Below are 20,850 nucleotides of genomic sequence, written 5' to 3'. Positions count from 1 at the left end.
CGTTGACGTCCGATTTGCCCTCATGGTTGTCTGCCCTCGCGCGTGTGGCCGGCTTCAGGGTTCACCCCCTTCACGATTGCCACGCACACTCTTCACGTTCGCCACGCAACCCACCGTGGGCTCTCAAGGGTCCATTACCCGGCCCCTGATAGCTTCGTTCTCTGCCGCATACACCGAACACCGGGGGAGACGAACCGTGGCACGCCGCGCTCTGGCCACCACTGCCGCCGCACTTACCGCTACAGCGGGGCTGCTGCTCACCGCCTGTGGGGGTGGCGATTCGCAGTCGGACGACATCAAGGGCGCGGATTCAGGATCGAGCCCGTCGGCTTCGGCATCCGCGTCGACGCCGTCCGGCCCCAAGCGCCCTGAGATCACTCTCCCGAGCAGTTTCCAGCTGACCTTCGAGAACTGGAAGAGCAGCGACCCCGCCGAGCAGGCCGTACTCAGCGACGCGCAGGAGGAAATCCGGGCCGGGTACGCCGCGATCATCGAGAACGACCCGGACAGTGAGGCCGTCGCCTTCTACGACACAGAAGGGGTCCGCGGGCAGACCAAGCAGTGGATCAAGTCCTACACGGACAAGAACCTCACCGTCATCGGCAAACTGCCCGCCTTCAACCCCAAGGTGAACCTGGCCAAGACCGGCAAGGGAGCATCGCTCAGTTACTGCACGGACGAGAGCGAGGCGAAGACCAAGAACCGCGAGACCAGCAAGGTTGAGGGGAATCCGGCAGGTACGGACCCCTACGTCCTCTACTCGGTCTCCCTGGCGAAGAACGAGCAGGGCGTGTGGCAGAACGCGTCGGTGCATTCCGAGCGAGGGGCATGCTCCAGGTGAGGATGCGGTACCGGGCAATACCTGTGATCACCACGTCACTTGTCGTGGCTTTGTTGGGATCGACGCCGGCCGGCGCGTTCGGAGGCGCCGGCTCGGACACGCGAGGTGGAGCCAACGGCAACGAAGTGTCCGCCTCCGCCAAGCAGTCCCGGATCAAGGTCACACAGACGACCGGCCCCACCGGCGGCAAGCAGGGCACCCTCTCATCGACAGACGTGAACTGGGAGCCGCCGCCCTGCTGGTACGAGCCGGTCTTCACGCCCGAGCAGCTGAAGAACTTCTCGGAGAACGACGGTAACGGTGATGTAGCCCTCCGCCAGGGCTGGGTCGGCTCAAAGCTCTGGACCGACCACTTCAGGGACGAGAAGGACGCCAGCAACTACTTCGGCACGCCAAGCACGGTGAAGGGCTACAAGAACTACAACCTCGGCAAGGACGGTTACTTCTGGCGTGGAGTCTCTCCCAACGTCAGCGAGGTCGACGACACCTCACTGTGCAGTCGGCTGATGTTCTGGCAGGACGCCGGCGAGATCCCCGACGTCCCCAACGCCCCCACTCCGGAAACCCTCGCCGACTACGCCTACAACAAGGTCAAGGTCCCCGAGACCGAGGTGCAGCTGAAGCCGGCGGCCAGGTCGACCGTGAACCTGCCGACGTGGGTGTGGCTGGACAAGGGCACCTTCAAGGAGGTCAAGGTCCGCGCCGAACTCCCGGGAACGGGCCTGTGGGCCGAGACCACCGCCAAGCCGGTCGCCCTGCACCTGGAACCGGGTACGGACGACGCCGAGACCTTCCCCGCCTCCGGCGACTGCGAGATCAACGAGGACGGCTCCATCGGCACTCCCTACACCAAGGGCGACGCCGACAAGACCCCGCCCTGCGGCCTCCGCTACCTCCGCGCCACCGACGGCACCCCGTACCGACTGTCCGCCAGCGTCACCTGGCAGATCACCTGGCAGGGCTCCGACGGCACCGGCGGCGACCTCCCCGACGGCACCTTCGAGACGACCCAGGACATGAACGTCCAGGAAATTCAGTCGATCAACCGCTGACGCGACGTCCGCACTGCAACCGAAGGGGTCAGACAGACGGGTTCTCGTTGGAGACCAGCGCCGCCGTGAAATACCTCAGCGCAGGCTCGACTCCGTGAACGAGAGCACCTCTTCGAGGGTCATGTCGCGCCGCCCCGATTCTCCCGAGAGCACCCAGTCACCCCCGTCCCACTCCACTCGCCAGATCTTGCCCTCGCGATTCTCGTACTGGACGAAGCCGCCAGGAGAGTTCTCCAGCTGGGGAATCTCCTGGAGGAGGATGCTCGGGTAGGTCAGGGCCCGACCGGGATTGGTGCTGCCGCCACCGGTGCGGGGGTTGTCGAAGGCCATCTTCACGAACGGCACGGGCTCGCGGCCGATCTCCGCGGGGTGGAGCATCTTCGTGTACCTGGCTTCCGCTTCGGGCAGCGTCTCCCGTCCTGAGAATTCGCAGGCGTAGGCAGGGAAGACGATGTACGTCACAGCCGTGAGGTCGGGGTTCTGTGCCTTGTGATGACCGTGGACGTCCGGTACGGCGGCCGCGACGGCGTCGAACGCGTAGCCGGGTGCGCTGAAGCCGTCCACGCAGCCGATGTACTGTCCCTCGCCGATGAGCGTCTTCTCGTGTTCCCGGGCGAAGGACAGCACGGCTCGCGCGAGGGACTCGTCATGCTTACCGCGCTGATTGGTCTGGAGCAGCCGCGCTCCGTCACCGGTAAGTGCTCCCGCGAAGTGCAGCACCGGGTTCAGGCTCCACTTCCACGCCTGGTCGAGGCCTTCGAGCGGGGCGACATCACGGAAAGCCTTGATGGTGGACAGCAGATCCATGGTTCCTTCCACGTTCGTCTCGGTGTTCCACGTCCGGCGCGGGCGTCAGGTGCGGACCTTCGCCTCGTCCGGCTTGTCCGCGTCCGACTTCCTGCCGGCCGGGTCGTCCTTGTACTTGTCCGCCTCCTTGCCGGCCCGCGTCACCCACGAGTCCGCCGAGGCGAGACGCGACTGGGCTGCGGAGAGGTTGTCCCGCGCCTCACGGCCCTTGATCAGCGCCTTGTCCGCCAGCGACTGCGCCCGCTCCAGCTTCGGCCAGAAGTCCGCCAGCGCGTCCCCGCACATCTCATAGGACTTCTTCAGCTTCTTGAGGTTCTTCGGGACATCGGCGAAGTCCTCCTTGAACACATCCGCCGACTTGCCCGCCCACTCGAGCAGCGTGCCCTCGCCCGCCATGCCCTTGACCAAGCGCAGCGCCTCGGAGACGTCGTCGGCGAAGTCGTGAAGATGCTTCGCAAGCGTGCGCACCCGCTGCGGATCACCGGGGGTCGGGTCCTTGTCCAGATCCAGGACATGCCAGTCCGCAGGCCTGTGCCCCGCCATACCGCAACCCCCGTCACGCGCACATCTACGTCAACAACCGTATGCACACGTGAACTTACAAGGCACAGTCGTTCGACGGAAAGATCGGCTCGGGGTACGGTGCTGGTGGGATCGGAGCGTTGGACGTCAGGGGGCTGCCATATGGGCAACAGCAAGAGCGACCTCGCGCTCCCGCTGAGTGAGTTGGAGAGCTACGGGCGCCGACTGCGTTCCATCAAGACACGTCTGAATCACACCAAGAAGCTCTTCGAGTCCTACAAGGACGACATCGGCGACGGCAGTGTCAATGACGCGCTCGAGGATTTCGAGTCCAACTGGGAGGACGGGCGTGAGGACATCACGCAGCAGCTCGATGCGCTGGCGAGTATGTCCGATGCCGTCGTCCGTGAATTCAAGAAGCTTGATGACGAGCTCGCCAAGCAGGTCAACGATGCCATGAAGACGGAGGACAAGCGGGGCGGGAAGGGCGGCAAGGGAGGCGGTGGCGGCGGTAAGTAAACCGCGGCCTTGACGTGAAAAGGCCCCGGATCAGGAGATCCGGGGCCTTTCGCGCGCCTGGGGTCAGGAAGCGACCGCGGCGTTGAGGTGCAGGTCCGCCGCGATGCCCGCGGGCGAGACGGCGAGGCCCACGCCGCCGCCGACACCGGTGGTGACACCGGCGGCCGACGTCTCGACGTAGAGACCGGCCGCGGCGCCGGCACCCGCGGTGCCGCCCGCCTGGCCGCCGGCGATGGTGTCCAGCTCGGCGTCGGACATGTGGGCGGTCTGGATCTGCGGGGTGAAGGCCATGGAGGGCGGTTCCCTTCGTTTAAAACAGTCGAAGTGCTGGAGTGCGACCGATCAAAGCACGTCGGGAGAAGGGACGGCCAGTCAGTGGTTATCGGGTTGCGACGGAATTCGGTGACCGAAGTCATGAATGTGACCCTTCGGTCACCGAAATACCCGTCGTCTTCACATGTTCCGCCACTGCGCGGTACCGGAGGGCAATGCACTGCGGGGTGAGTGAGTGGTGCTCGGTTCCCGCCCTCGTTTCTCACGACCTCGCGGTGAACGGTGTGCAGATCCGCCGAATGTTCCGGATCAGCGGTTCACCGACTGGATCTCCTGCACCGTCACGTCCTGCGTCGTACCGAATGTGCCGTCGGGAAGGTCGCCGCCCTCGCCGTTCGTGCTCGTCCAGCTGATCTTCCAGGTGACCGTGGCGCGCAGCGGGTACGGGCCGTCGGAGCCGGAGGAGCGCAGGTAGCTGACGCCGCAGGGCGGGGTCTGGTCGGCCTTGCCCTTCGCGTACGGTGCGCCGATGCTGCCGTCCTCGTTGATCGCGCATTCGCCGGAGGCGGGGTACGTCTGGGCGTCGGCCGTGCCCGGCTCGATGTGCAGGGAGACGGGTTCGGCGGTTGTGGTCGCGGACAGGCCCGTGCCGGGCAGGCTCGCCGTCACCGACAGCTTCTTGAACCTGGCCTTGTCGAGCCAGATCCAAGTGGGCAGGTTGACGGTCGACCTGCCCGTCGGGGCCATCTCGATCTCGGTGTCGGGGACGGGGAGTTCGTCGTAGGCGTATTCCGCGAGGACCTGGGGGGAAACGGCCAGGGGCTCGTTGGGGGGTTCACCCTCGTCGACCCAGAAGGGCGGCTTGTCACAGGACATGGCCGCAGGCTCGTCCTTGCGGTTGGGGTTCACCGCGGCCGCCCAGAACATGCCCTCGCCCTGCTTGTCCAGGTTGTAGTTCTTGTACGGGTGCCCCTCCTTGTACCGCTGGTCCAGCATCTCACCGATGATGTCCCCGATCCCGTCGAGGAACGCGATACCGTCCATGCCCCGCCAGGTTTTCACCGTGGCTTCGATTTCCTTGGGCGAGAACGCCGGCTCGTACCAACAGGCCGGGGGCGTCCAGTTGCTGTCGGCGGAGGACAGTGAGCCGGTCTTGGCAGTACTGGAGGCGCCGTTGACCGTCGTGCGCACCTTGGTCCGTACGGTGATGTTCTGGCCCTTGGTTCCGCCCTGCGCGTCGCCCAGGCTGGCTCCGCCGTCCGTCTTGCTTCCGGCCTGCGCCATCGTCGGCACGAGAGCCAACGGCAGGGCGAGCAGGGTGGCGATCTGCACTCGCATGCGCATGAGGGTCACGGCCGGCACTGCTCCGCTCCTCGCTGGGAGGTCACCTTCACCGCCTGCCAAACGCCCTTGGCGTTCTTCGTCATGCGCGCGGTGTACGAGACGTAGTCGTCCGCGTCACCGGGTGTCTTCTTGACCTGCTTGGTCTTGCGGTCCTTGCTGTACGACTTCGTCTCGTCGCCGCAGTACGTCACTGTGGCGGACGTCTTGCCGTCCAGAGTGACCTCGCGGTCGTAGTAGCGCGTGACGCCGGCCCACGTCGTCCCGGACTCGTAGAACGACTTGACGTACGTAGCGGCAGCGAGCAGGGCGTCGTCCTTGCTGTAGAACTTCAGCGCCGGGTGCTTGTCGGCATCCACGGTGATGGCCTCGTCGATCGAGTTGATCATCCGCTCGTTGTCCGCCAGCACCGCATCCTTCGCCGGATCCCCGGTCGTACCGCCCTCGAAGACGTTCTCCACGTCGGACGGCAGCTTGATCTCCGGCCGCTCGATGTCGTCACCGGTGACGGACGCCGACGGCTTCGAAGATCCCGAGCCCGCATCCGCTCCCGCGATCTTGTCCGAGTCCTTCGAGCCCGACGAGTCCGAGCCGCCACAGCCCGTCAGCAGCAGCGCCACCGCCGCGGTCAGGGCGGTCGCGGCCGCCGTGGTCGTGCGTGTGCGCATGGGTTTGTACCTCCAGTGGGGGGATCGTGCTCAGTGCTCAGCGGAGCCGAGAGGGTCGGGAAACGGGCGCGGCGGGCGTCAACCGACCTCGTTCTCGGCCACCGCCTGCCCGTGCACGACCACGTCGCCGCCGTAGAACATCCCCGTGAAGACCGGGGAGTAGGTGAGCTGCACCTCGACCTGCACCTGCTGGGCGTCCGCCGCCACGCAGTGGGTCGCCGCGATGTCCGCGCCCGTCATGTCCATCTCGCGGGCGAAGGTCTTCACGCGGGCGTTGCAGTTCTCGAAGTTGATCGGGGCGGGGCCGCCCTCGTTGTCGTAGAGGGCTTCGCGGTCGATGTCCTGGGCGGCGTAGCGGGCTGCCTGTTCCGCGATGTCGGCCGCCCGTTCCCGCTTGGAGATGGACAGGCCGCCGTCGATCACGAACGCGGAGAGGGAGAGGAAGACCAGCGCGAAGATGATGACCGCGCCGGCGCCGGAGCCTCGGTCGTCCAGGTGTGCGCGACGGGCCGCCCACCACGACCGCCCGTGGGCCGGGAGGTGTCTCACGCCGACCTCCGGAACGGGTCGAGCGGTGAGCTGAAGCTCGCCGACAGCGTCGTCGGGACGTCGAGGCCGAGCATGGCGAGGCCGCGCACCTGACAGCTCACCTCGACGGTGAAGATGGTGTCGGGCTCGAAGCCCTGACTCGTCTGGACGACCGACACGGGGCCGGAGCAGACGTCCGCCAGGTTCGCCTCGGCGGCTTTCTCGGCCTCGGCCATGGCGGTGGCGTGGTCCTTCTGGATCGAGCCCGCGCGGGCCGCGTCCCGGGCCGCTCCGTCGAGCGCCCCACGGCCGTCGACGAGCTGGCCGAAGGCCACCAGGACGAGGATGAACAGGATCATCACCGGGGCGAGGATCACGACCTCGATCGTGGACAGGCCGCGGTCGTCCGCCTGTCGGTCGTCCTTCCGGGAAGCCGGAGGAGAGAGAGTCATCAGTTCTCCTCCTGTACGAACCGCTCCACCGGGCCGGCCGACTGCGCGTGCACCGTCAGGTCAAGCCCCGGGAACACCGTCGGCACCCGGGCCGAGATCTCCACACCGACCGTGTTCTGGTCCGGCTGGAGCATCTTCACGTCCGGCGCGAGCACGAGCTGCGGGCCCAGTTGGCGGATGTAGCTGTCCACCACGTCCTGGGCCTCGCCCCGCCACGCGCCCGGCTGTTCGTCGGCCGTGGCACGCGCCTTGCGCGCTCCGGCCTGGGCCGCCGCCTGGGCGACATGGTCCGCGAAGAAGTACAGGGCGAACTGCACGGTCGCGAAGATCATGAAGAACAGTACGGGAGTGAGCAGCACGAACTCGATCGCGGTCATGCCGGAGTCACCGCGGGCGGCCGCCGCTCTCCGCGCGGCCCGCACCCTGCGGCGTATCCGTCTGCTCACGTCCGCCAGCATCCCCGTGAATCCCGTTGTCCGTACGACTGTCCCTGTGACTGCCCCTGCGACCGTCCCTGTGACGGATCAGCAGGTCTTGCCCGCGTCCGCGCCCTTGATGCAGTCGCCGACCTTGTTGGCGCCCTCGCTCAGCGCGGCGTTGATGATGGCGGCCACGACACCGACGATCGCCACGACGACCGCCGAGATGATGACCCACTCGACCGCGGAGGCACCGCGGTCCAGCTCGCCCGAGCGGGCGCGCTCGGTACGGGCCTGGAGGAAGGTGACCAGGAAGTCCACGGCCGGGATGCCCGTGTGGAAGTTGCGTCCGATCATGACGACTTGTCCTTTCGAAATCAGTTCCGGGAAGTTCTGGAGTTGTGAAGGTCGGCTCACTGCACGGCTGACGGCCCGCTCACTGCACGGCTCACTGCACCTGGAACACCCGCATCGCCGCCGGAAAGATCAGGAACACCAGGAACCCGGCGCACAGCAGCAGCTGCGCCACGAGCATCGACTGGGACTTCTCGCCCGCGCTGCCCTCGATCTCGGCGAGTTCGCGGTGGCGCATGGTCTCGGCCCGAGAGGCGAGGGACTCGCGCACCTTCGCACCGTCGTCCGCGACCAGGGCCAGGGAGGCGGAGAGGTCCTTGAGCTCCTCGACGCCGATCTCCTCGCCGAGCTGGCCGAGCGCCTGCCACTGGCTGAGGCCGGTGATGCGGGCGTCGGAGAGGGCGTTGCGGATGCGCTGGTTGGCCCAGCCGTCGGAGATCTCGGCCGCCGCCATCAGGGCCTCGGGCAGACCGCGTCCGCCGGCGAGGCTCATCGACACCAGGTCGAGGTACGCACCGATCACGCGCCGCAGGTCACGCCGCTTCTCGGCCGCGTCCCGCCGTACCTCCAGGTCGGGCAGGAAGAAAAAGATCACCGCGAAGAGCAGCGCCAGCCACACCGGGATGATCGGGCTGCGGCCGACGCCGAGCGTGTAGACGATGGCGAACAGGAAGGGGCCGAAGAACAGGCCAGCCACACCCAGCAGCACCTTCGTCGCCAGGAACTTCTCCCAGCTGCGGTCCAGGACCGCCAGGTCGGCGCGCAGCGAGCGCTGCTCCCAGCCCTGCTGGAGGTAGAACTCGGAGACCCGCAGGCCGACTTCGGCCCGCAGGGCGCCGAGGCGCCCCTTGTCACGCTCGGTGCGCGCCGACTCGTACGCCGAGCCGCGGGCCCGCATCGCGTCGATCCGCGCGACCTGCGAGATGGCGCTGCGCCTGCTGGGCATGAGGGCGCGTATGAGGGCGTAGACGCCCAGGCCGATGACGGCGCCGACGACGAGCGGCATCGTGAGGTTCACCGGCGTGCCCCCTCTTCCTGCGGCAGCTGCTGCTGGGGCTGCTGCTGCGACGGCGTCCGGGGACGCACGAACTGGACGGCTGCCTCGTCGCGGACCAGGAAGCGTTCGGGCGTCTCGATGGTGGACAGCTTGCGCAGCCACCAGAAGCCGAGCGCGAACAGGCCGCAGACACAGGCCAGGACGAGCTGGCCGACGGGGGTGCCGTACGGCTCCACGAAGTCACGGTTGAAGATCGACAGGCCGAGGACGAAGGCGATCGAGACCGCCACGACGATCTGCACGGACCTCCGGGTCGAGGCGCGCTGCGCCATCACCCGCTGCCGCATGTCCACTTCCTCGCGCGCCGACTTGGCCAGCGCGCCGAGCACCTGGCGCAGACCGGGCCCGCGCAGGCGGGCGTTGAGGATCAGGGCCGCGACGATGATGTCGGCGGAGGCGTCGTCGATCTCGTCGGCGAGGTGCTGGAGCGCCTCGGGCAGCGGGGTGCGGGCGCGCAGGCGGTCGACGAGGGCGTCGAGGTGGGGGCGCAGGACCGGAGCGGCGGCGCGGGCGGAGGCCGGGATGGCCTGCTCCAGGCCGACGGCGCCGGCGATCGTGTCGCGCAGGGACTCCGTCCAGGAGGCCAGGGCCTCCACGCGGCGCATGGCGGCCCGCTCCTCACCGGCGCCGCCGAACAGGCGGTCCCAGAAGAAGACGAGGACACCGGCCGCGATACCCGCGACGGCCCAGCGGGTGAGGACGAGGACGACCAGGCCGACGATGGCGGCGAGCGAGCCGCGCTGGCCGGCGAACCGGATGAGTTCGCTCGCCCGCTGAGCGGCCTTCTGCTTCTCGTGGTCGGGCTTGACGGGCAGTCCGCGTACGGCGACGAGGAGGAGGGCGATGCCGCCGCCGACGGCGACGCCGCTTCCTATCGAGTACAGGACGGTGGTGGAGAACAGGCCGCCCATGGAGCCGAGCGAGCCGAGTGCTGCGAGAGTCTGGTTCATCCCCGGCTCACCCCCAGGTCCCGGACGGCCGGTAGCCGTGTGCCATCAGTTCCTCCAGGCAGGCTATGGGGGCGTGCGGCACGATCCGGCCGTCGGGGGCCTCCGCGAACACCTCGCTGGACAGGACGCGTCCGTCGACGCCGTTGACCTCGCGGACGGAGGTGACCATGCGCTGGAGGCGGCCGCCGTTGCCGAAGTTGTTGCGTCGCTGGATGAAGACGACGAAGTTCACCGCGCCGGCGATCAGCATCTGGCTGGCCTCGATGGGCAGCCGCTCCGAGGCCTGCAGCGCGTAGGTGGAAATACGGTTGAAGACCTCGCTGGAGCTGTTGGCGTGGATCGTGGACAGCGAGCCGTCGTTGCCCTGCGACATGGCGTTGAGCATGGTGACGATCTCGTCGCCGAGGACCTCACCGACGATGACGCGGGAGGGGTTCATACGCAGCGAGCGGCGCACCAGTTCCGCCATGGAGATGGCGCCCTGGCCCTCGGAGTTGGGCAGGCGCTCCTCGAAGGCGACGACGTTGGGGTGCAGGTCGGGGAAGGTGTCGAGCCCGAGCTCCAGGGCGCGCTCGACGGTGATGAGGCGCTCGTGCGGCGGGATCTCGTTGGCGAGGGCGCGCAGGAGCGTCGTCTTACCGGCGTTGGTGGCGCCGGCGATCATGATGTTCTTGCGGGCGCGGACCGCGCAGGCCAGGAAGTGGGCGACCTCGGGGGACAGCGTGCCGTTGCCGACGAGGTCCGAGATGAACACCTTGCCCATGCGCGCGCGGCGGATGGACAGCGCGGGGCGCCGGGCGACGTCCATGACGGCCGACAGACGCGAACCGTCGGGCAGCCGCAGGTCGAGCTGCGGGTTGGCGGAGTCGAAGGGGCGGGAGGACAGACCCGAGTAGGCGCCGAGGACCTGGATGAGCTCGATGAGCTCCTCGTCGGTCTCGGCCACGGGGTCGCCCTTCACCTCGCGCCCGTCGGCGTAGCCGACGAACACCTGGTCGCACCCGTTGATGTCGATGTTCTCGACCTCGGGGTTGTCCAGCAGCGGCTGGAGCCGGCCCACGCCGAACAGCGCCGCGTGCACGGCGGCCGCGTACTGCTCCTCCGTCTCGGCGTCCAGCGGCGTACGGCCCGCGTTGATCTCCGCGCGGGCGTACTCCTCCAGGATCTGGGCTATGACGGCCCGCGCGTACTGCCGTTCGTCCTCCGTGGACATCGGAGTGACGTTGTTGATCTGGTCCTGTCGGCGCTGCTCGGCGATGCGGTCGCCGGCATCCTGGCGGAACCGCTTGACCAACTGGTGGTCGACAGCGGTCATGTGCCGGCCCCCGCGTGGCCCTGCATCTGGCCCGGGTGGTTGTGCTGAACGTGGTGGGCCTGCTGAACGTGGTGGGCCTGGTTCGCCTGGGCGGAGGCGGCCCAGGCGGCGCCGTACTGCTGGTAGAGGTCGGCGGCGACCTTGCGGGCCGAGCGGATCAGCAGCGACTTGTCGAGACGGCCGCGCCTGCGGCCGGCCAGCTGGTCGGCGCCGGCCGGGTCGTCGGCGATGGTGCCGACCACGCGGGCGCCGGTCTGGGCGTGCACGAGCATGTCGTTGACCTGCGAGGCGAGCTTGCCGGCGTTGCCCGTGTCGGCGATCAGGACGACGCCGATCACCGGGTTGGCGAGGCTCGCGGCGCCGCGCGGTCCGCCGTGCAGCTTGCCGGCGAGTGCCGCGGCACGGTCACGCACCCGTGCGATCGCCTCCGGCTCGGTGCGGGAGAGCAGCAGCACGAGGGAGGCGTGCGGGAACAGCTCGACGGCAGGGGTGTCCCCGCTGATGCGTCCGCAGTCGGCGATGACGTCGGCGGCGGCGTTCGGGGAGTCGGCGAGGGAGGCGAAGGCGTGCCCGAGGGTGGGCCACAGCCCCGCGAGCCCGGCGGCCTGCTCGGCGATACCGAGCCCGACGAGCACCTCCAGTCCCCCGCTGAGCGGCTGTACGTGGTCCCAGAGCTGGTCCGGTACGAGTCCGCGGCGCGCGGTGGCGGCGATGGACAGCATGCCGGTGTTGGGGTTGAGAGGTCCGCCGTGCGCGGCGGCACTGCGGTAGACGAGGTCACCGCCCGCCGGGTCCGTTTCGGCGAGCAGGACGCGCCGCGGCCAGACCGCCGCGAGTGCGACGGCCGCGGTGGTGACGCCGGGGGAACCCTTGTCGGCGGCGAGAGCGATGAGCGCCATGGGTCGGGTGCCGCCTTCTAGTTGCCGGGGACGTGCACGATGGCGACCTCGTTCGCGGCCGCCGCCGAGGCGAGCGCGGCCGCGTCGGCCTGGTCGACGAGGAGGGTGAGCGAGAGGTTGCCCGTGCTCACGGTGGCGTCGCTGTCGTCCTCGACGGTGTTCACACGGGCGTTGTCGACGAGGGCGCCGCCGCCGGAGGTCGAGGTGCCGCCGGAGCCGGTGCTGTCGTCGGAGCTGTTCGAGCTGGAGCCGGTGGTGCCGACGCGGTAGGCGGAGACGACGTCACCGGCCTTGATGTCCGACGGGTACTGGCCCGCCTTGAGGGCGAGACCGACGGAGGCCTTGCCGGCGGGCAGGCTCGACTTCTTGGCGAACATCTCTCCGACCGCGAGAGTCCCCGGGTAGATCGTGGACTTGGCCTTGTACGTCTGGATGGTGGCCAGCTGGGACCACTCGACGTAGTGGATGTCGTCGTCCTTGGCGACCATGACGGAGGTCACGTCGCTCTTCTTGAGGGACTCCCCGGCCTGGACCTCGTTCGTGACCTTGACGACCTCGATCCGGTCGCCGGCCTGGAGCACGAGCATCGTCGCGCCCAGCGCACCCACCAGGATGAGCAGAACGGCGAGCGCCGCCAGTGCCGGTTTGCGCTCGCGAGGTGGTGTGGGAAGCCGGTCACCGACCGACGGCTGAGCCGGAGCGGCGGAACGACCGGCGCCCGCCCCCGTACGCTCTTGGATCTTCACGCAACCGCTCCCCGTACACCCAAGAAGTTATTTACCAAATAGGACACTTCGCACTTCTCGGCCCGTTGGATTGGTGCCTGAGCTGGCCGAATAGCCAGCGCCGAAGTGAGTGTCAAGCCATGGCACCGTATCAGCCGCACATAAGCCCCTCAAGGCGCGTCCGAACTCAGGGAACGCACCACCCACACCGTTACCCATCTGCAACTTCTGGCAGGCAAAGGCCCGTTGCGACAAGGGCCGAACGATCAGGTCAGGTGTGCTGCAGCGAACTCGCCGCGGGAGCGGGTGCGCACCCGCCCTGGGGCGGTCAACACCTCCCGGCCATCATGCCTGCACGATTCACTCACAAGGCGCGCGCAGCCCTGCATGGGCCCGTCGGGAGCGGACAGCGGGTTCAGTAGAGTGCGGCAGCGACCTCATCTCGGTCACCATCCCCCCAGCAGGAGTCACTTCGTGAAGCGCGTCACCCTGGCAGCCGTCTCCCTCTTGGCCTCGGCCTCCGCACTGACCGCCTGCTCGGGCAGCGAGGACGCGTCCGCCAGTTCGCCGTCGGCGCCCAAGGCCAAGCCGGTCACTGCGGCGCAGCGGCTGGCGAAGGTCATGGTGACGAAGGACGACCTGCCCGGCTACAACGTGTCCAAGCCCGAAGCCCAGTACGCCTTCGCCAAGTCCTCGGACGAGGTCACGGTCGACAAGCCCGGCTGCGCCCCGCTGGCCTACGCGATGAACCAACTCCCCCTCGGTGAACCGCAGGCCGACCTCACGCACAGTGCCGGGGCGGGTTACGGCAAGGAGATCACGTCCATCACTCTCGCCTCGTACGAGCCGGCGGGCAAGGCCGAGTCGGAGTTGGCCGGTCTGGCGAAGGCCGTGTCTCAGTGCGGTGACGGTTTCACTGCGAAGGCGGGCAAGAACACCACGGCCTACGACTCGGTCACCACCGAGAAGGGCATGACGACTGGTGCCGTCGCCTTCCGAACGACGATGACGTTCCGGGGTGTCACCCACACCCTGCGCACCGAAGCCGTCCGCCACGGCGACGTGCTCGCCGTCTACTTCTCGGCGAACGGCTTCGCCATCGCCGACAGCACCCGGCCCAGCGACGCCAAGATTCCCGCGAAGGTGGTGAAGGCGCAGAACGCGAAGCTGGGCTGAAGCCGCCGGTACGAGTCCTCGGCCACCAGTATCAGTCCCCCCTGTCGCCCCCGGGGCCGCGCGAGGCCGCAACCAGCCGACCTGTAGCACTCGCGAAGCCCCGAGTAGAGTCGGCGCGGACAGTGATCGGACCGCGGGGGGTCACACCGGTGAGGGCAGTCACGGCAAACGAGTCCTACGCAGGACGGACATGGGCAAGAAGCGGTGGCGGGACCCTTGTCCTCTGGCTGTTCGTCGCCCTCTGGGCGCTGACGGCCGTCTTCGCAACCGCCACCTCGGCCCGAGCAGCGGACATGAGCCCCGTCACCCAGGCCGCCTACCTCGCCGACCGCCTCCGCGAGAATCCGGTCCACGTCACCGACCAACTCCCCCGCGAGGTCCCCCGGTCCACCGCCCCCGACTTCGCCAGGCTCGCGAAGAAGACCGGCGTCCCGACCTACGTCCTGGTCCTGCCCATGCAGAGCAGCACGGACGGCAAGCAGCTGCTCGGCGCGGTGCACGACCGGCTCGGGCGTGATGGGCTGTACGTCCTGTTCGAGGGGACGGATATCGCGGAGGCCACGGCTTACGGCGTCCGCGCCCCCGCCGACGCCGCCGCCACCGTCGCTCTGTACGAACTTCCCTACGACGCGGGCCCGTTGCGCAGTTTCGAGCGCTTCGTCGACGTCATCGCGCAGGGCGAGGAGAAGGCCACCGCCCGTGCGGAGGCCGCTCGCCAGAAGTACCAGGACGACGAGCCCGCCGAGATGTACATCGGCCCGTCGGACCGCCGCAACCAGTCGTTCCTCACGGGGAGCCTGCTGACCGGCGTACCGCTGCTGATCGTGCTGGGGGCCTGGTACGTGCGGCGCCGCCGCCGGCGTTGCGGGGCGGAGCGGCGCGTCCCCCGGTGGGTCGTACCCGGGGCGGCGGTCCTCACCGCCACGGCGATCGCCCTCACCGCTCCCGTCGTCTTCGACCAGACCAAGTCGAGCGCGGCTCAGCCGCCCACCCCCACCGATCTGACCGCCCGTGTGGAACGCGTCGCGTCGGGACTGAAGCAGGACCCGGTCTATGCCGACCCGGAGAGCCCGCGCGTACTCGACTCCCGCCAACTCGACCGGCTGCACGACCGGATCCGGGACTTCCGGCGCTCCGACGGCGGCGGCCCGGTGTACGTCTCCCTCGTGCCGCAGACGCCCGAGAGCGAGTCGGCCGGTGACTCGATGCTGTTCGCCGCGGCGGTGCACGCCAAGGTGGGCGAGGACGGGGTGTACGTCGTCGCCGATCCGGACGACGGCACGATCGACGTCTACAACCACGGGCTGCGGCTGGACTCCACGCGCCTCTCCTTCGACCTGCCGGACTCCGTCACGTTGGGCGACAGCAGGGCGGACGAGGCCGACGACCACCTCCTCGGCGAGCGCCTCGACCAGCTCATGACGTTCATCGACAAGACCCCACGCACTGACCGGCCGCAATCCGAGTCCGCCCCGGCCCCCGCCCCGAGGGCCGCCGACGAGAACACCCTCCCTCCCCTGTTCGCCACCGACTTCTGGCCCGGCCTGTTCGTGGGCGCCTTCCTGGCTCTTGTGCTGTCCGGTGTCGTGGCCGGACTGACGTGGGGTATCGGCGGCCTGCTGCGGTGGCGCTCTCCCGCCCCCGAGCCGACCCACCGCCTGCCCCTCACGGCCCCGACCGAGCCGTCGGTGTCCTACCTCCGGCGTACCGCCTACGCCGAACTCACCGACCTCACCGAGAAATTCGCCGACCGGGACGAACGCGGCCGCGCCTGGGACCACCTCGACGCGGCGCTGCTCCTCGTCGACGGCGACCTCGACCGCGTCAGGGAGTCGGGCACCGACCCCGCGACCCTGGTAGCGGTCATCGTGCTCGCACGTGCGGGCCGTGCCGCGCTCGCCGGCGACACGACGGACCTGTGCTGCGGCGTCAACCCCCTGCACGGGCCCGGCGTCAGCCGCCACCACGTCCGCGTCTCGACCGAGGGTGTCGCCCGCCGCCTGCTGCCCGTCTGCGAGTTCTGCCGCAACACGGCCATCGCCGACCCGAGAGGCATCCCGGGCAGTCTGCTGAAGCTGCCCGACCCGTCCTCGGGCGACAACCGCCTGCCGTACTACGACGTGACCGAAGGACCGCTGACCGCCCTGCCCCACGGAATCGCCCGGCTCGTCGACAAGGTGAGGGAGACCGCAGGTGTCCACTGACGGCAAGCGCCTGATCACCGTCCTCGCGGCGCTGCTGCTGGCGGTGCTCACCACGGCCACCGCCCAGGCGGCCGACGGCGACGGCCTGAGCGCCGGGCAGCGCATCGCGAGCGCCTTGCGCACCTCGCCCGTCTACGTCGACGAGGCGTACGCCGATGCCGTACCGCCCTCCCGGCAGCGGCAGTTGGCGGACCGGATCCGCCGGACGGGCCTGCCCATCAAGGTCGTTCTCACGCCGCTCACCAAGGGCGACGCCTTCGACGGCGACTCCGGTGTGCTGGCCGGAATCGTCCGTGACCGGCTCCCGGACCAGCGCGAACTCATCCTCATCACGACGGACGGCGAGTTCCCGGACTCCCTGAACGGTTACGAGTGGCCCGCCGAAACCCACCAGACGCGAGACGCCGTGATCGCCGCCGGTTTGCTGGACGAGACGCGGGACGCGGGGCTGGCGGACCTGAGCGCGAAGGCGGTGGATCTGGTGGCGGAGGGGAAGGGAGAGCAGCGGTACGAGGAGGCGATGAAGGAGCTGGACGGCTCGGCAGCACCCGATGCGCAGGCCTCCGGGTCACCGGCGTCCGAGTCGTCCTCGGACGGCACCGGGGGGTGGTGGCTCTGGCCGCTCATCGCCGTGCCCGCCCTGGCCCTGACCGCCCTCGCGACCCGCGCCCTGGTCCGTTCCCGCAGGACCCCCTCGGACATCCCCCAGCTCGTGTTCGCGACGGCCCGGGCCGCCGACGAGGCGGGGCTGCGGCGCCGTGCCGAGGCGGAGGTGCTGGCACTCGGCGAGGCGACCCAGGCCGCGGACGCCACCACGACACCCGATCTCCAGCGCGCTCTCGACGCCTACGCCGCCGCCGGCACGGTCCTCGACGAGGCCCGGGGCCTGTCGGACCTGGCGGGCGTCCTGGCTTTGGCGCAGGAGGGCCGCGACGCCCTCGCCGGCTCCCTGGGCCTCCCCCTCTGCTTCTTCAACCCCCTGCACGGCCGCGCCGCCCTGCGCACCGGCTGGCGCCGAATCGGCCGACGCGACCGGCTCGACGTGGCGGTGTGCCAGGAGTGCGCGGACGCGCTGCAGGCCCGCAGGGCGCCCGAGGTGCTCACCGACACGGACAAGGACGGCCGTACCGTGCCCTACTTCGAGCTGCCTGCCGCGCGGAGTGTGTGGGCGGCGACGGGGTACGGCTCGCTGCTGTCGCCTCTGGACGGTTTCAACGCCCGCCGAACGACTACCCGTTGATCAGCCGGTCGGCCGGTCCTCCCGCAGTGCCGTGAACAGGGCGCGGGCCCGCCGGTCGTCCCACTTCACCGCGCTGCCCTTGGGTGTACGCAGGTCCGGGTCGGCCACGGGCACGTTGAGCTGTCTGCCCCCGCCGGACGCGGCCTTGCGCAGGGCCTCGAACAGCGACATCAGGTCGGGCAGCTCCGTCTCCTCGTCCACGATGAGCGTGTCGAGGCCGGCGCGCAGGGTCGGGAAGGACTTGGACGGGTCGGCGAGGGTGGACGGGGTGGCCGCCTTGCGGGCGAGGGCGGCGAGGAACTTCTGCTGGTTGCGGGTGCGGCCCAGGTCCCCCTGGGCCTCCTGCTTGCGCTGCCGTACGAAGGCGAGCGCCTCGGCACCGTCGAGGGTCTGGCAGCCGGCCTGCAGGTCGGCGCCGGAGTCCTTGTCCCGTACGGCCTTGTCCAGGCACAGGTCCACGCCGCCGACCGCGTCCACCACCCCGACGAACCCGGCGAAGCCGATCTCCGCGTAGTGGTCGATGTGCACACCGGTGTTGCGTTCCACGGTCCGCACCAGCAGGTCGGGGCCGCCCAGGGAGAACGCCGCGTTCAGTTTGTCCGGCGCGGCCGGGTAGCTGCGCCCGGTGTCGGGATCGACGTAGGGCGGGAGCGTGACCCACGAGTCGCGCGGGAGACTGAGCATGGTGGTGCCGTTCGCCCCGGTGTGCAGCAGGATCAGCGAGTCGGTACGACGGCCGTCGGTCGAGCCGGTGTTCAGGTCCTTGCGGTCCTGCTGCGACAGTCCCTCGCGGCTGTCGGAGCCGACGACCAGGTAGTTGGTGCCCTGCCCGGGCTGCGCCCGGCCTTGAAGCGTTCCGAGATCGACCTCCTGGTTGAGCCGGGTGTCGGCCCAGACGTACGTACCGGCGCCGGCGAGCAGCAGGACGGTCGACAGCACGGCCCCCGTCCGCACGAACCGGCGGCCCTTGCCGGCTCGGCGCCGGGGGTTCCTGCTGCCGCCGCCCCGCCGCCCGCGCTCGTGGCCGCTGCTGTCGTAGCGGCCGGGCACGGCCGGCGAGGGCATACCGGGCAGGGGGGCCGTGCGGGTCGACGGCGGTGGTGCCAGGAGGGACGGGGGCGGGACCCTCCTCGGGTCCTGCCCCGTCCGGTGGTCTCCCGGAGGGTCGGTCCAGTCGTTCATCGGCCCCTCCATCCCGCTGGTTCACGTGGGTCAACGCATAGGCACGCTCCTATACGGAACCGGCCCGCCGATCTGTTCAGCGGCCGTCCCGGAGCGCTTCATCCGCTGCCACCTCAGTCGGCTGCCGAGCAGCAGCGCGACGAGCGACTGGATGACGACGAGATACATCAACTGCCGGTAGACGACGATCTGGAACGGCATCGACCACAGGGCCCGGACCGGCTCGCCGTCGAGTCTCAGCGCGTAGCCGGAGCAGACGATCTGCACGCCGAGGAACGCGAACCACACGGCCGCCGACTCCCACGGGTCGCGGAACAGCACGCCGTACAGGGCGTAGACGTCGATGACGGGCGCGAGCAGCGGCAGGGCGACCTGGAAGAGCGCGAGGTAGGTCAGCCCACGCCGCCCGAACCGCCCGGCGGGGCCCATGGCGAAGAAGGCCCCGCGATGCTTCCACATCGCCTGCAGCGTGCCGTAGCACCACCGGTACCGCTGCCGCCACAACTGCCTGACGCTGGTAGGTACTTCGGTCCAGGCGACGGCGGACTCCTCGTACAGCACCCGCCAGCCGGCCCGCCACAGGGCCATCGTCAGGTCGGTGTCCTCGGCGAGGGTGTCTTCGCTGACCCCACCGACGCCGATCACCGCGTCCCGGCGGAACGCCCCGATGGCGCCCGGCACGGTCGGCATGCACTCCAGCACCTCGAACATGCGCCGGTCGAGATTGAACCCGAAGACGTACTCCAGATGCTGCCAACGGGCCAGCAGACTGCGCCGGTTGCCGACCTTGGTGTTGCCGCTGACGGCGCCCACGGCGGGATGCGCGAGCGGCTGGACGATCCGCTCGATGGCGTCGGGCTCGAAGACGGTGTCGGCGTCGACCATCACGACGATGTCGTACCGGGCGTGCGCGAGCCCGGTGTTGAGGGCGGCGGCCTTGCCGGAGTTGGGCTGCCGTACGACCTCCACCCGCGGGTCCCCCATGTTCTCGGCGATGTCGGCGGTCCGGTCGCTCGACCCGTCGTCGATGACGACGACCTGCAGCTCCCGATGGGTGGAGTCGAGCAGCGACCGCAGGGTCGACCCGATCCCGGCCTCCTCGTTGTACGCCGGGACGAGCACGGTCACAGGCCCCGTGGTGTCCCGCATCCAGGGCGCCCCGGTCCGGAACCGCTCCAGCCGGCGCACATGGGCCCGGGCGAACAGGGCGAGCAGCAACAGCCGCAGCACGCCGAGCCCACCGGCGACACCGAGGATCCAGATCATGGCGGTGGAGAAGACCTGCCCGAGGCTCGTGACCTGGATGAGCCCCTGCCCCAGCCACCGCTCGACGAGGGACGGGGACGTGTAGGGAACGAGCCCGAGCCCATCGGAGACGGTGGTGAACCGGTCGACGGCCCGGTTCTTCAGCAGCCTGCGCGCCTCCAGATACGCACTCTCCGTCTGACTGAGCTGCCGCACGATCCCCTGCGCCGGCTTGCGCGCCCCCTTGTCGGCGGCGACGAGCACGTACCCGTACCCGGTGGCCCGCCGCGCCGCCTGCCACTCACGACCGCACAGGGTCTCGGGGGTGGTGGTCCGCGGCATCCGCAGCAGATTGGTACGCAGCCCGGTGGCGCCGGCCAGCGCGCTCTGGGTCAGTTCGAGCTCGGACCGGAAGCGGGGAGCGGAGGACTCCCCCAGCACGGCTCCGGTGTAGGTGTTGGAACCGATCTCGTGCCCCTCGGTCCGGATCCGACGGACGAGTTCCGGGTGCCGGGCTGCCTGTGCGCCATGCAGGAAGAAGGTGGCACGAGCGTTGTTCCTGCGGAGCAGATCCAGCAGCCGCGGGGTCCACACGGGATCGGGTCCGCCGTCGAAGGTGAGCGCGACAGTACGGGCGGGCATCGAGCCGGACCGGATCCCGTCCCGGTTGATCCCGATCACGGGCCCGCCCTTGGCGACGGCGTCCGGCACGGGCGAGGCACAGGGCGTCCGCGTCTTGGCGGCGTCGACCTCGTGCTGGGTCCAGCCCTCGAAGATCAGGAGGGCGAAGACGAGGGGGAGGGTGAGGGCGAGTAACAGCCAGTGGGCGCGGGGGTCTCGGGACTGTTTGTGACGGGCTCGGGCTTTGGATTTGGCGGAGGTCAGGGCGCGTCACCGCCCCCGGGCCCGGACCGGACACCGACTCCCGCGGACCGTCTTCTCCACACGCTTCCGTAGAACTCACCGGGTGAAGCGGACGTCTTCGTGCTGCGGGAGTTACGCATGGGGCGCGAGTGTAGTTTCGGAGGTCTGGCTGTAGGGGCGGAACGGTGAGCTTCACAGGGTTCATGGGGTTCTACAG

General features: G+C 69.4%; 21 protein-coding genes and 1 pseudogene. 6 read left to right on the top strand and 16 right to left on the bottom strand.

From position 1 onward, the window contains the following. Positions 1-196: 196 nt before the first annotated feature. Both ACH4G3_RS23250 and ACH4G3_RS23245 read left to right on the top strand, forming a co-directional pair. Complete coding sequence (locus ACH4G3_RS23250) at positions 197-841, top strand: hypothetical protein (RefSeq protein WP_397626330.1); 645 nt, start codon at positions 197-199, stop codon at positions 839-841. Positions 842-843: 2 nt separating this feature from the next. Beyond that, positions 844-1,893, top strand: a complete 1,050-nt coding sequence (locus ACH4G3_RS23245; protein ID WP_397626329.1) for a hypothetical protein — start codon at positions 844-846, stop codon at positions 1,891-1,893. Positions 1,894-1,968: 75 nt separating this feature from the next. On the opposite strand, the gene ACH4G3_RS23240 is transcribed toward ACH4G3_RS23245, so the two are convergent. Both ACH4G3_RS23240 and ACH4G3_RS23235 read right to left on the bottom strand, forming a co-directional pair. Beyond that, the gene (locus tag ACH4G3_RS23240; RefSeq protein ID WP_397626328.1) at positions 1,969-2,700 is read right to left on the bottom strand and encodes a hypothetical protein; all 732 of its coding nucleotides are present in this window, start codon (positions 2,698-2,700) and stop codon (positions 1,969-1,971) included. A gap of 51 nt (positions 2,701-2,751) precedes the next feature. After that, a pseudogene (locus ACH4G3_RS23235) lies at positions 2,752-3,243 on the bottom strand (putative T7SS-secreted protein); the annotation flags it as partial. Positions 3,244-3,384: 141 nt separating this feature from the next. On the opposite strand from ACH4G3_RS23235, the gene ACH4G3_RS23230 reads away from it, so the two are divergent. Continuing rightward, positions 3,385-3,741, top strand: a complete 357-nt coding sequence (locus ACH4G3_RS23230) for a hypothetical protein (RefSeq protein WP_397626327.1) — start codon at positions 3,385-3,387, stop codon at positions 3,739-3,741. Between the two features lie 63 nt (positions 3,742-3,804). On the opposite strand, the gene ACH4G3_RS23225 is transcribed toward ACH4G3_RS23230, so the two are convergent. From ACH4G3_RS23225 to ACH4G3_RS23170, 12 genes are all read right to left on the bottom strand, one after another. Beyond that, on the bottom strand, positions 3,805-4,032 hold the full coding sequence (locus ACH4G3_RS23225) for a hypothetical protein (RefSeq protein ID WP_392045540.1): 228 nt from the start codon (positions 4,030-4,032) through the stop codon (positions 3,805-3,807). A gap of 291 nt (positions 4,033-4,323) precedes the next feature. After that, the gene (locus tag ACH4G3_RS23220; RefSeq protein WP_397626711.1) at positions 4,324-5,358 is read right to left on the bottom strand and encodes a hypothetical protein; all 1,035 of its coding nucleotides are present in this window, start codon (positions 5,356-5,358) and stop codon (positions 4,324-4,326) included. Positions 5,359-5,363: 5 nt separating this feature from the next. Continuing rightward, positions 5,364-6,023 (bottom strand): hypothetical protein, encoded by a 660-nt coding sequence (locus ACH4G3_RS23215; protein ID WP_397626326.1) that lies wholly within the window; start codon positions 6,021-6,023, stop codon positions 5,364-5,366. 78 nt (positions 6,024-6,101) lie between these two features. Beyond that, complete coding sequence (locus ACH4G3_RS23210) at positions 6,102-6,572, bottom strand: TadE/TadG family type IV pilus assembly protein (protein WP_397626325.1); 471 nt, start codon at positions 6,570-6,572, stop codon at positions 6,102-6,104. Continuing rightward, a complete protein-coding gene (locus ACH4G3_RS23205) occupies positions 6,569-7,003 on the bottom strand; it encodes a TadE/TadG family type IV pilus assembly protein (protein ID WP_397626324.1) in 435 nt (144 codons plus the stop codon). Before ACH4G3_RS23205 ends, ACH4G3_RS23210 begins: the two co-directional genes overlap by 4 nt. Then, positions 7,003-7,461: a TadE family protein gene (locus ACH4G3_RS23200; RefSeq protein WP_397626323.1), complete on the bottom strand. Its 459-nt coding sequence runs from the start codon at positions 7,459-7,461 to the stop codon at positions 7,003-7,005. The genes ACH4G3_RS23205 and ACH4G3_RS23200 overlap by 1 nt, the downstream gene beginning before the upstream one ends. Positions 7,462-7,527: 66 nt before the next feature. Further along, positions 7,528-7,779, bottom strand: a complete 252-nt coding sequence (locus ACH4G3_RS23195) for a hypothetical protein (RefSeq protein ID WP_020272654.1) — start codon at positions 7,777-7,779, stop codon at positions 7,528-7,530. Between the two features lie 91 nt (positions 7,780-7,870). Then, entirely contained in the window at positions 7,871-8,794 is a 924-nt protein-coding gene (locus ACH4G3_RS23190) for a type II secretion system F family protein (RefSeq protein WP_397626322.1), read from the bottom strand. Further along, positions 8,791-9,783, bottom strand: coding sequence for a type II secretion system F family protein (locus tag ACH4G3_RS23185; protein ID WP_354744070.1), 993 nt, complete (start codon positions 9,781-9,783; stop codon positions 8,791-8,793). Before ACH4G3_RS23185 ends, ACH4G3_RS23190 begins: the two co-directional genes overlap by 4 nt. Positions 9,784-9,790: 7 nt before the next feature. After that, the gene (locus ACH4G3_RS23180; RefSeq protein WP_086563998.1) at positions 9,791-11,098 is read right to left on the bottom strand and encodes a TadA family conjugal transfer-associated ATPase; all 1,308 of its coding nucleotides are present in this window, start codon (positions 11,096-11,098) and stop codon (positions 9,791-9,793) included. Beyond that, positions 11,095-11,997 carry a hypothetical protein gene (locus tag ACH4G3_RS23175; RefSeq protein ID WP_397626321.1) on the bottom strand — a complete coding sequence of 301 codons (903 nt, stop codon included), beginning with the start codon at positions 11,995-11,997 and terminating at the stop codon, positions 11,095-11,097. Before ACH4G3_RS23175 ends, ACH4G3_RS23180 begins: the two co-directional genes overlap by 4 nt. Positions 11,998-12,014: 17 nt before the next feature. Next, entirely contained in the window at positions 12,015-12,743 is a 729-nt protein-coding gene (locus tag ACH4G3_RS23170) for a hypothetical protein (RefSeq protein WP_397626320.1), read from the bottom strand. A gap of 453 nt (positions 12,744-13,196) precedes the next feature. On the opposite strand from ACH4G3_RS23170, the gene ACH4G3_RS23165 reads away from it, so the two are divergent. The 3 genes from ACH4G3_RS23165 to ACH4G3_RS23155 all read left to right on the top strand — a co-directional run bounded on the left by ACH4G3_RS23165 (position 13,197) and on the right by ACH4G3_RS23155 (position 17,342). Continuing rightward, positions 13,197-13,898, top strand: coding sequence for a hypothetical protein (locus ACH4G3_RS23165; protein WP_397626319.1), 702 nt, complete (start codon positions 13,197-13,199; stop codon positions 13,896-13,898). A gap of 293 nt (positions 13,899-14,191) precedes the next feature. Next, on the top strand, positions 14,192-16,102 hold the full coding sequence (locus tag ACH4G3_RS23160; RefSeq protein WP_397626318.1) for a hypothetical protein: 1,911 nt from the start codon (positions 14,192-14,194) through the stop codon (positions 16,100-16,102). Further along, on the top strand, positions 16,092-17,342 hold the full coding sequence (locus ACH4G3_RS23155; RefSeq protein ID WP_397626317.1) for a hypothetical protein: 1,251 nt from the start codon (positions 16,092-16,094) through the stop codon (positions 17,340-17,342). The genes ACH4G3_RS23160 and ACH4G3_RS23155 overlap by 11 nt, the downstream gene beginning before the upstream one ends. Here ACH4G3_RS23155 and ACH4G3_RS23150 read toward each other — a convergent pair whose 3' ends face one another. Both ACH4G3_RS23150 and ACH4G3_RS23145 read right to left on the bottom strand, forming a co-directional pair. Further along, entirely contained in the window at positions 17,343-18,524 is a 1,182-nt protein-coding gene (locus tag ACH4G3_RS23150; protein WP_397626316.1) for an LCP family protein, read from the bottom strand. Positions 18,525-18,554: 30 nt separating this feature from the next. Then, positions 18,555-20,480 carry a bifunctional polysaccharide deacetylase/glycosyltransferase family 2 protein gene (locus ACH4G3_RS23145; protein ID WP_397626315.1) on the bottom strand — a complete coding sequence of 642 codons (1,926 nt, stop codon included), beginning with the start codon at positions 20,478-20,480 and terminating at the stop codon, positions 18,555-18,557. Positions 20,481-20,850 lie beyond the last annotated feature (370 nt).

Origin of the sequence: Streptomyces afghaniensis, assembly GCF_044327915.1 — a bacterium.
GTDB classification, from domain to species: Bacteria; Actinomycetota; Actinomycetes; order Streptomycetales; family Streptomycetaceae; genus Streptomyces; species Streptomyces afghaniensis.
The sequence above is the reverse complement of the archived record's forward strand: the minus strand, read 5'-3'. Positions and strand labels throughout refer to the sequence as shown.

Bases quoted from the DNA above. Each gene is read 5' to 3' on its own strand.
- ACH4G3_RS23245 (WP_397626329.1), top strand. From the start codon at position 844: ATGCGGTACCGGGCAATACCTGTGATCACCACGTCACTTGTCGTGGCT.
- ACH4G3_RS23240 (WP_397626328.1), bottom strand. From the start codon at position 2,700: ATGGATCTGCTGTCCACCATCAAGGCTTTCCGTGATGTCGCCCCGCTC.
- ACH4G3_RS23230 (WP_397626327.1), top strand. From the start codon at position 3,385: ATGGGCAACAGCAAGAGCGACCTCGCGCTCCCGCTGAGTGAGTTGGAG.
- ACH4G3_RS23225 (WP_392045540.1), bottom strand. From the start codon at position 4,032: ATGGCCTTCACCCCGCAGATCCAGACCGCCCACATGTCCGACGCCGAG.
- ACH4G3_RS23220 (WP_397626711.1), bottom strand. From the start codon at position 5,358: ATGCGCATGCGAGTGCAGATCGCCACCCTGCTCGCCCTGCCGTTGGCT.
- ACH4G3_RS23215 (WP_397626326.1), bottom strand. From the start codon at position 6,023: ATGCGCACACGCACGACCACGGCGGCCGCGACCGCCCTGACCGCGGCG.
- ACH4G3_RS23205 (WP_397626324.1), bottom strand. From the start codon at position 7,003: ATGACTCTCTCTCCTCCGGCTTCCCGGAAGGACGACCGACAGGCGGAC.
- ACH4G3_RS23200 (WP_397626323.1), bottom strand. From the start codon at position 7,461: ATGCTGGCGGACGTGAGCAGACGGATACGCCGCAGGGTGCGGGCCGCG.
- ACH4G3_RS23195 (WP_020272654.1), bottom strand. From the start codon at position 7,779: ATGATCGGACGCAACTTCCACACGGGCATCCCGGCCGTGGACTTCCTG.
- ACH4G3_RS23185 (WP_354744070.1), bottom strand. From the start codon at position 9,783: ATGAACCAGACTCTCGCAGCACTCGGCTCGCTCGGCTCCATGGGCGGC.
- ACH4G3_RS23180 (WP_086563998.1), bottom strand. From the start codon at position 11,098: ATGACCGCTGTCGACCACCAGTTGGTCAAGCGGTTCCGCCAGGATGCC.
- ACH4G3_RS23175 (WP_397626321.1), bottom strand. From the start codon at position 11,997: ATGGCGCTCATCGCTCTCGCCGCCGACAAGGGTTCCCCCGGCGTCACC.
- ACH4G3_RS23160 (WP_397626318.1), top strand. From the start codon at position 14,192: ATGAGCCCCGTCACCCAGGCCGCCTACCTCGCCGACCGCCTCCGCGAG.
- ACH4G3_RS23150 (WP_397626316.1), bottom strand. From the start codon at position 18,524: ATGAACGACTGGACCGACCCTCCGGGAGACCACCGGACGGGGCAGGAC.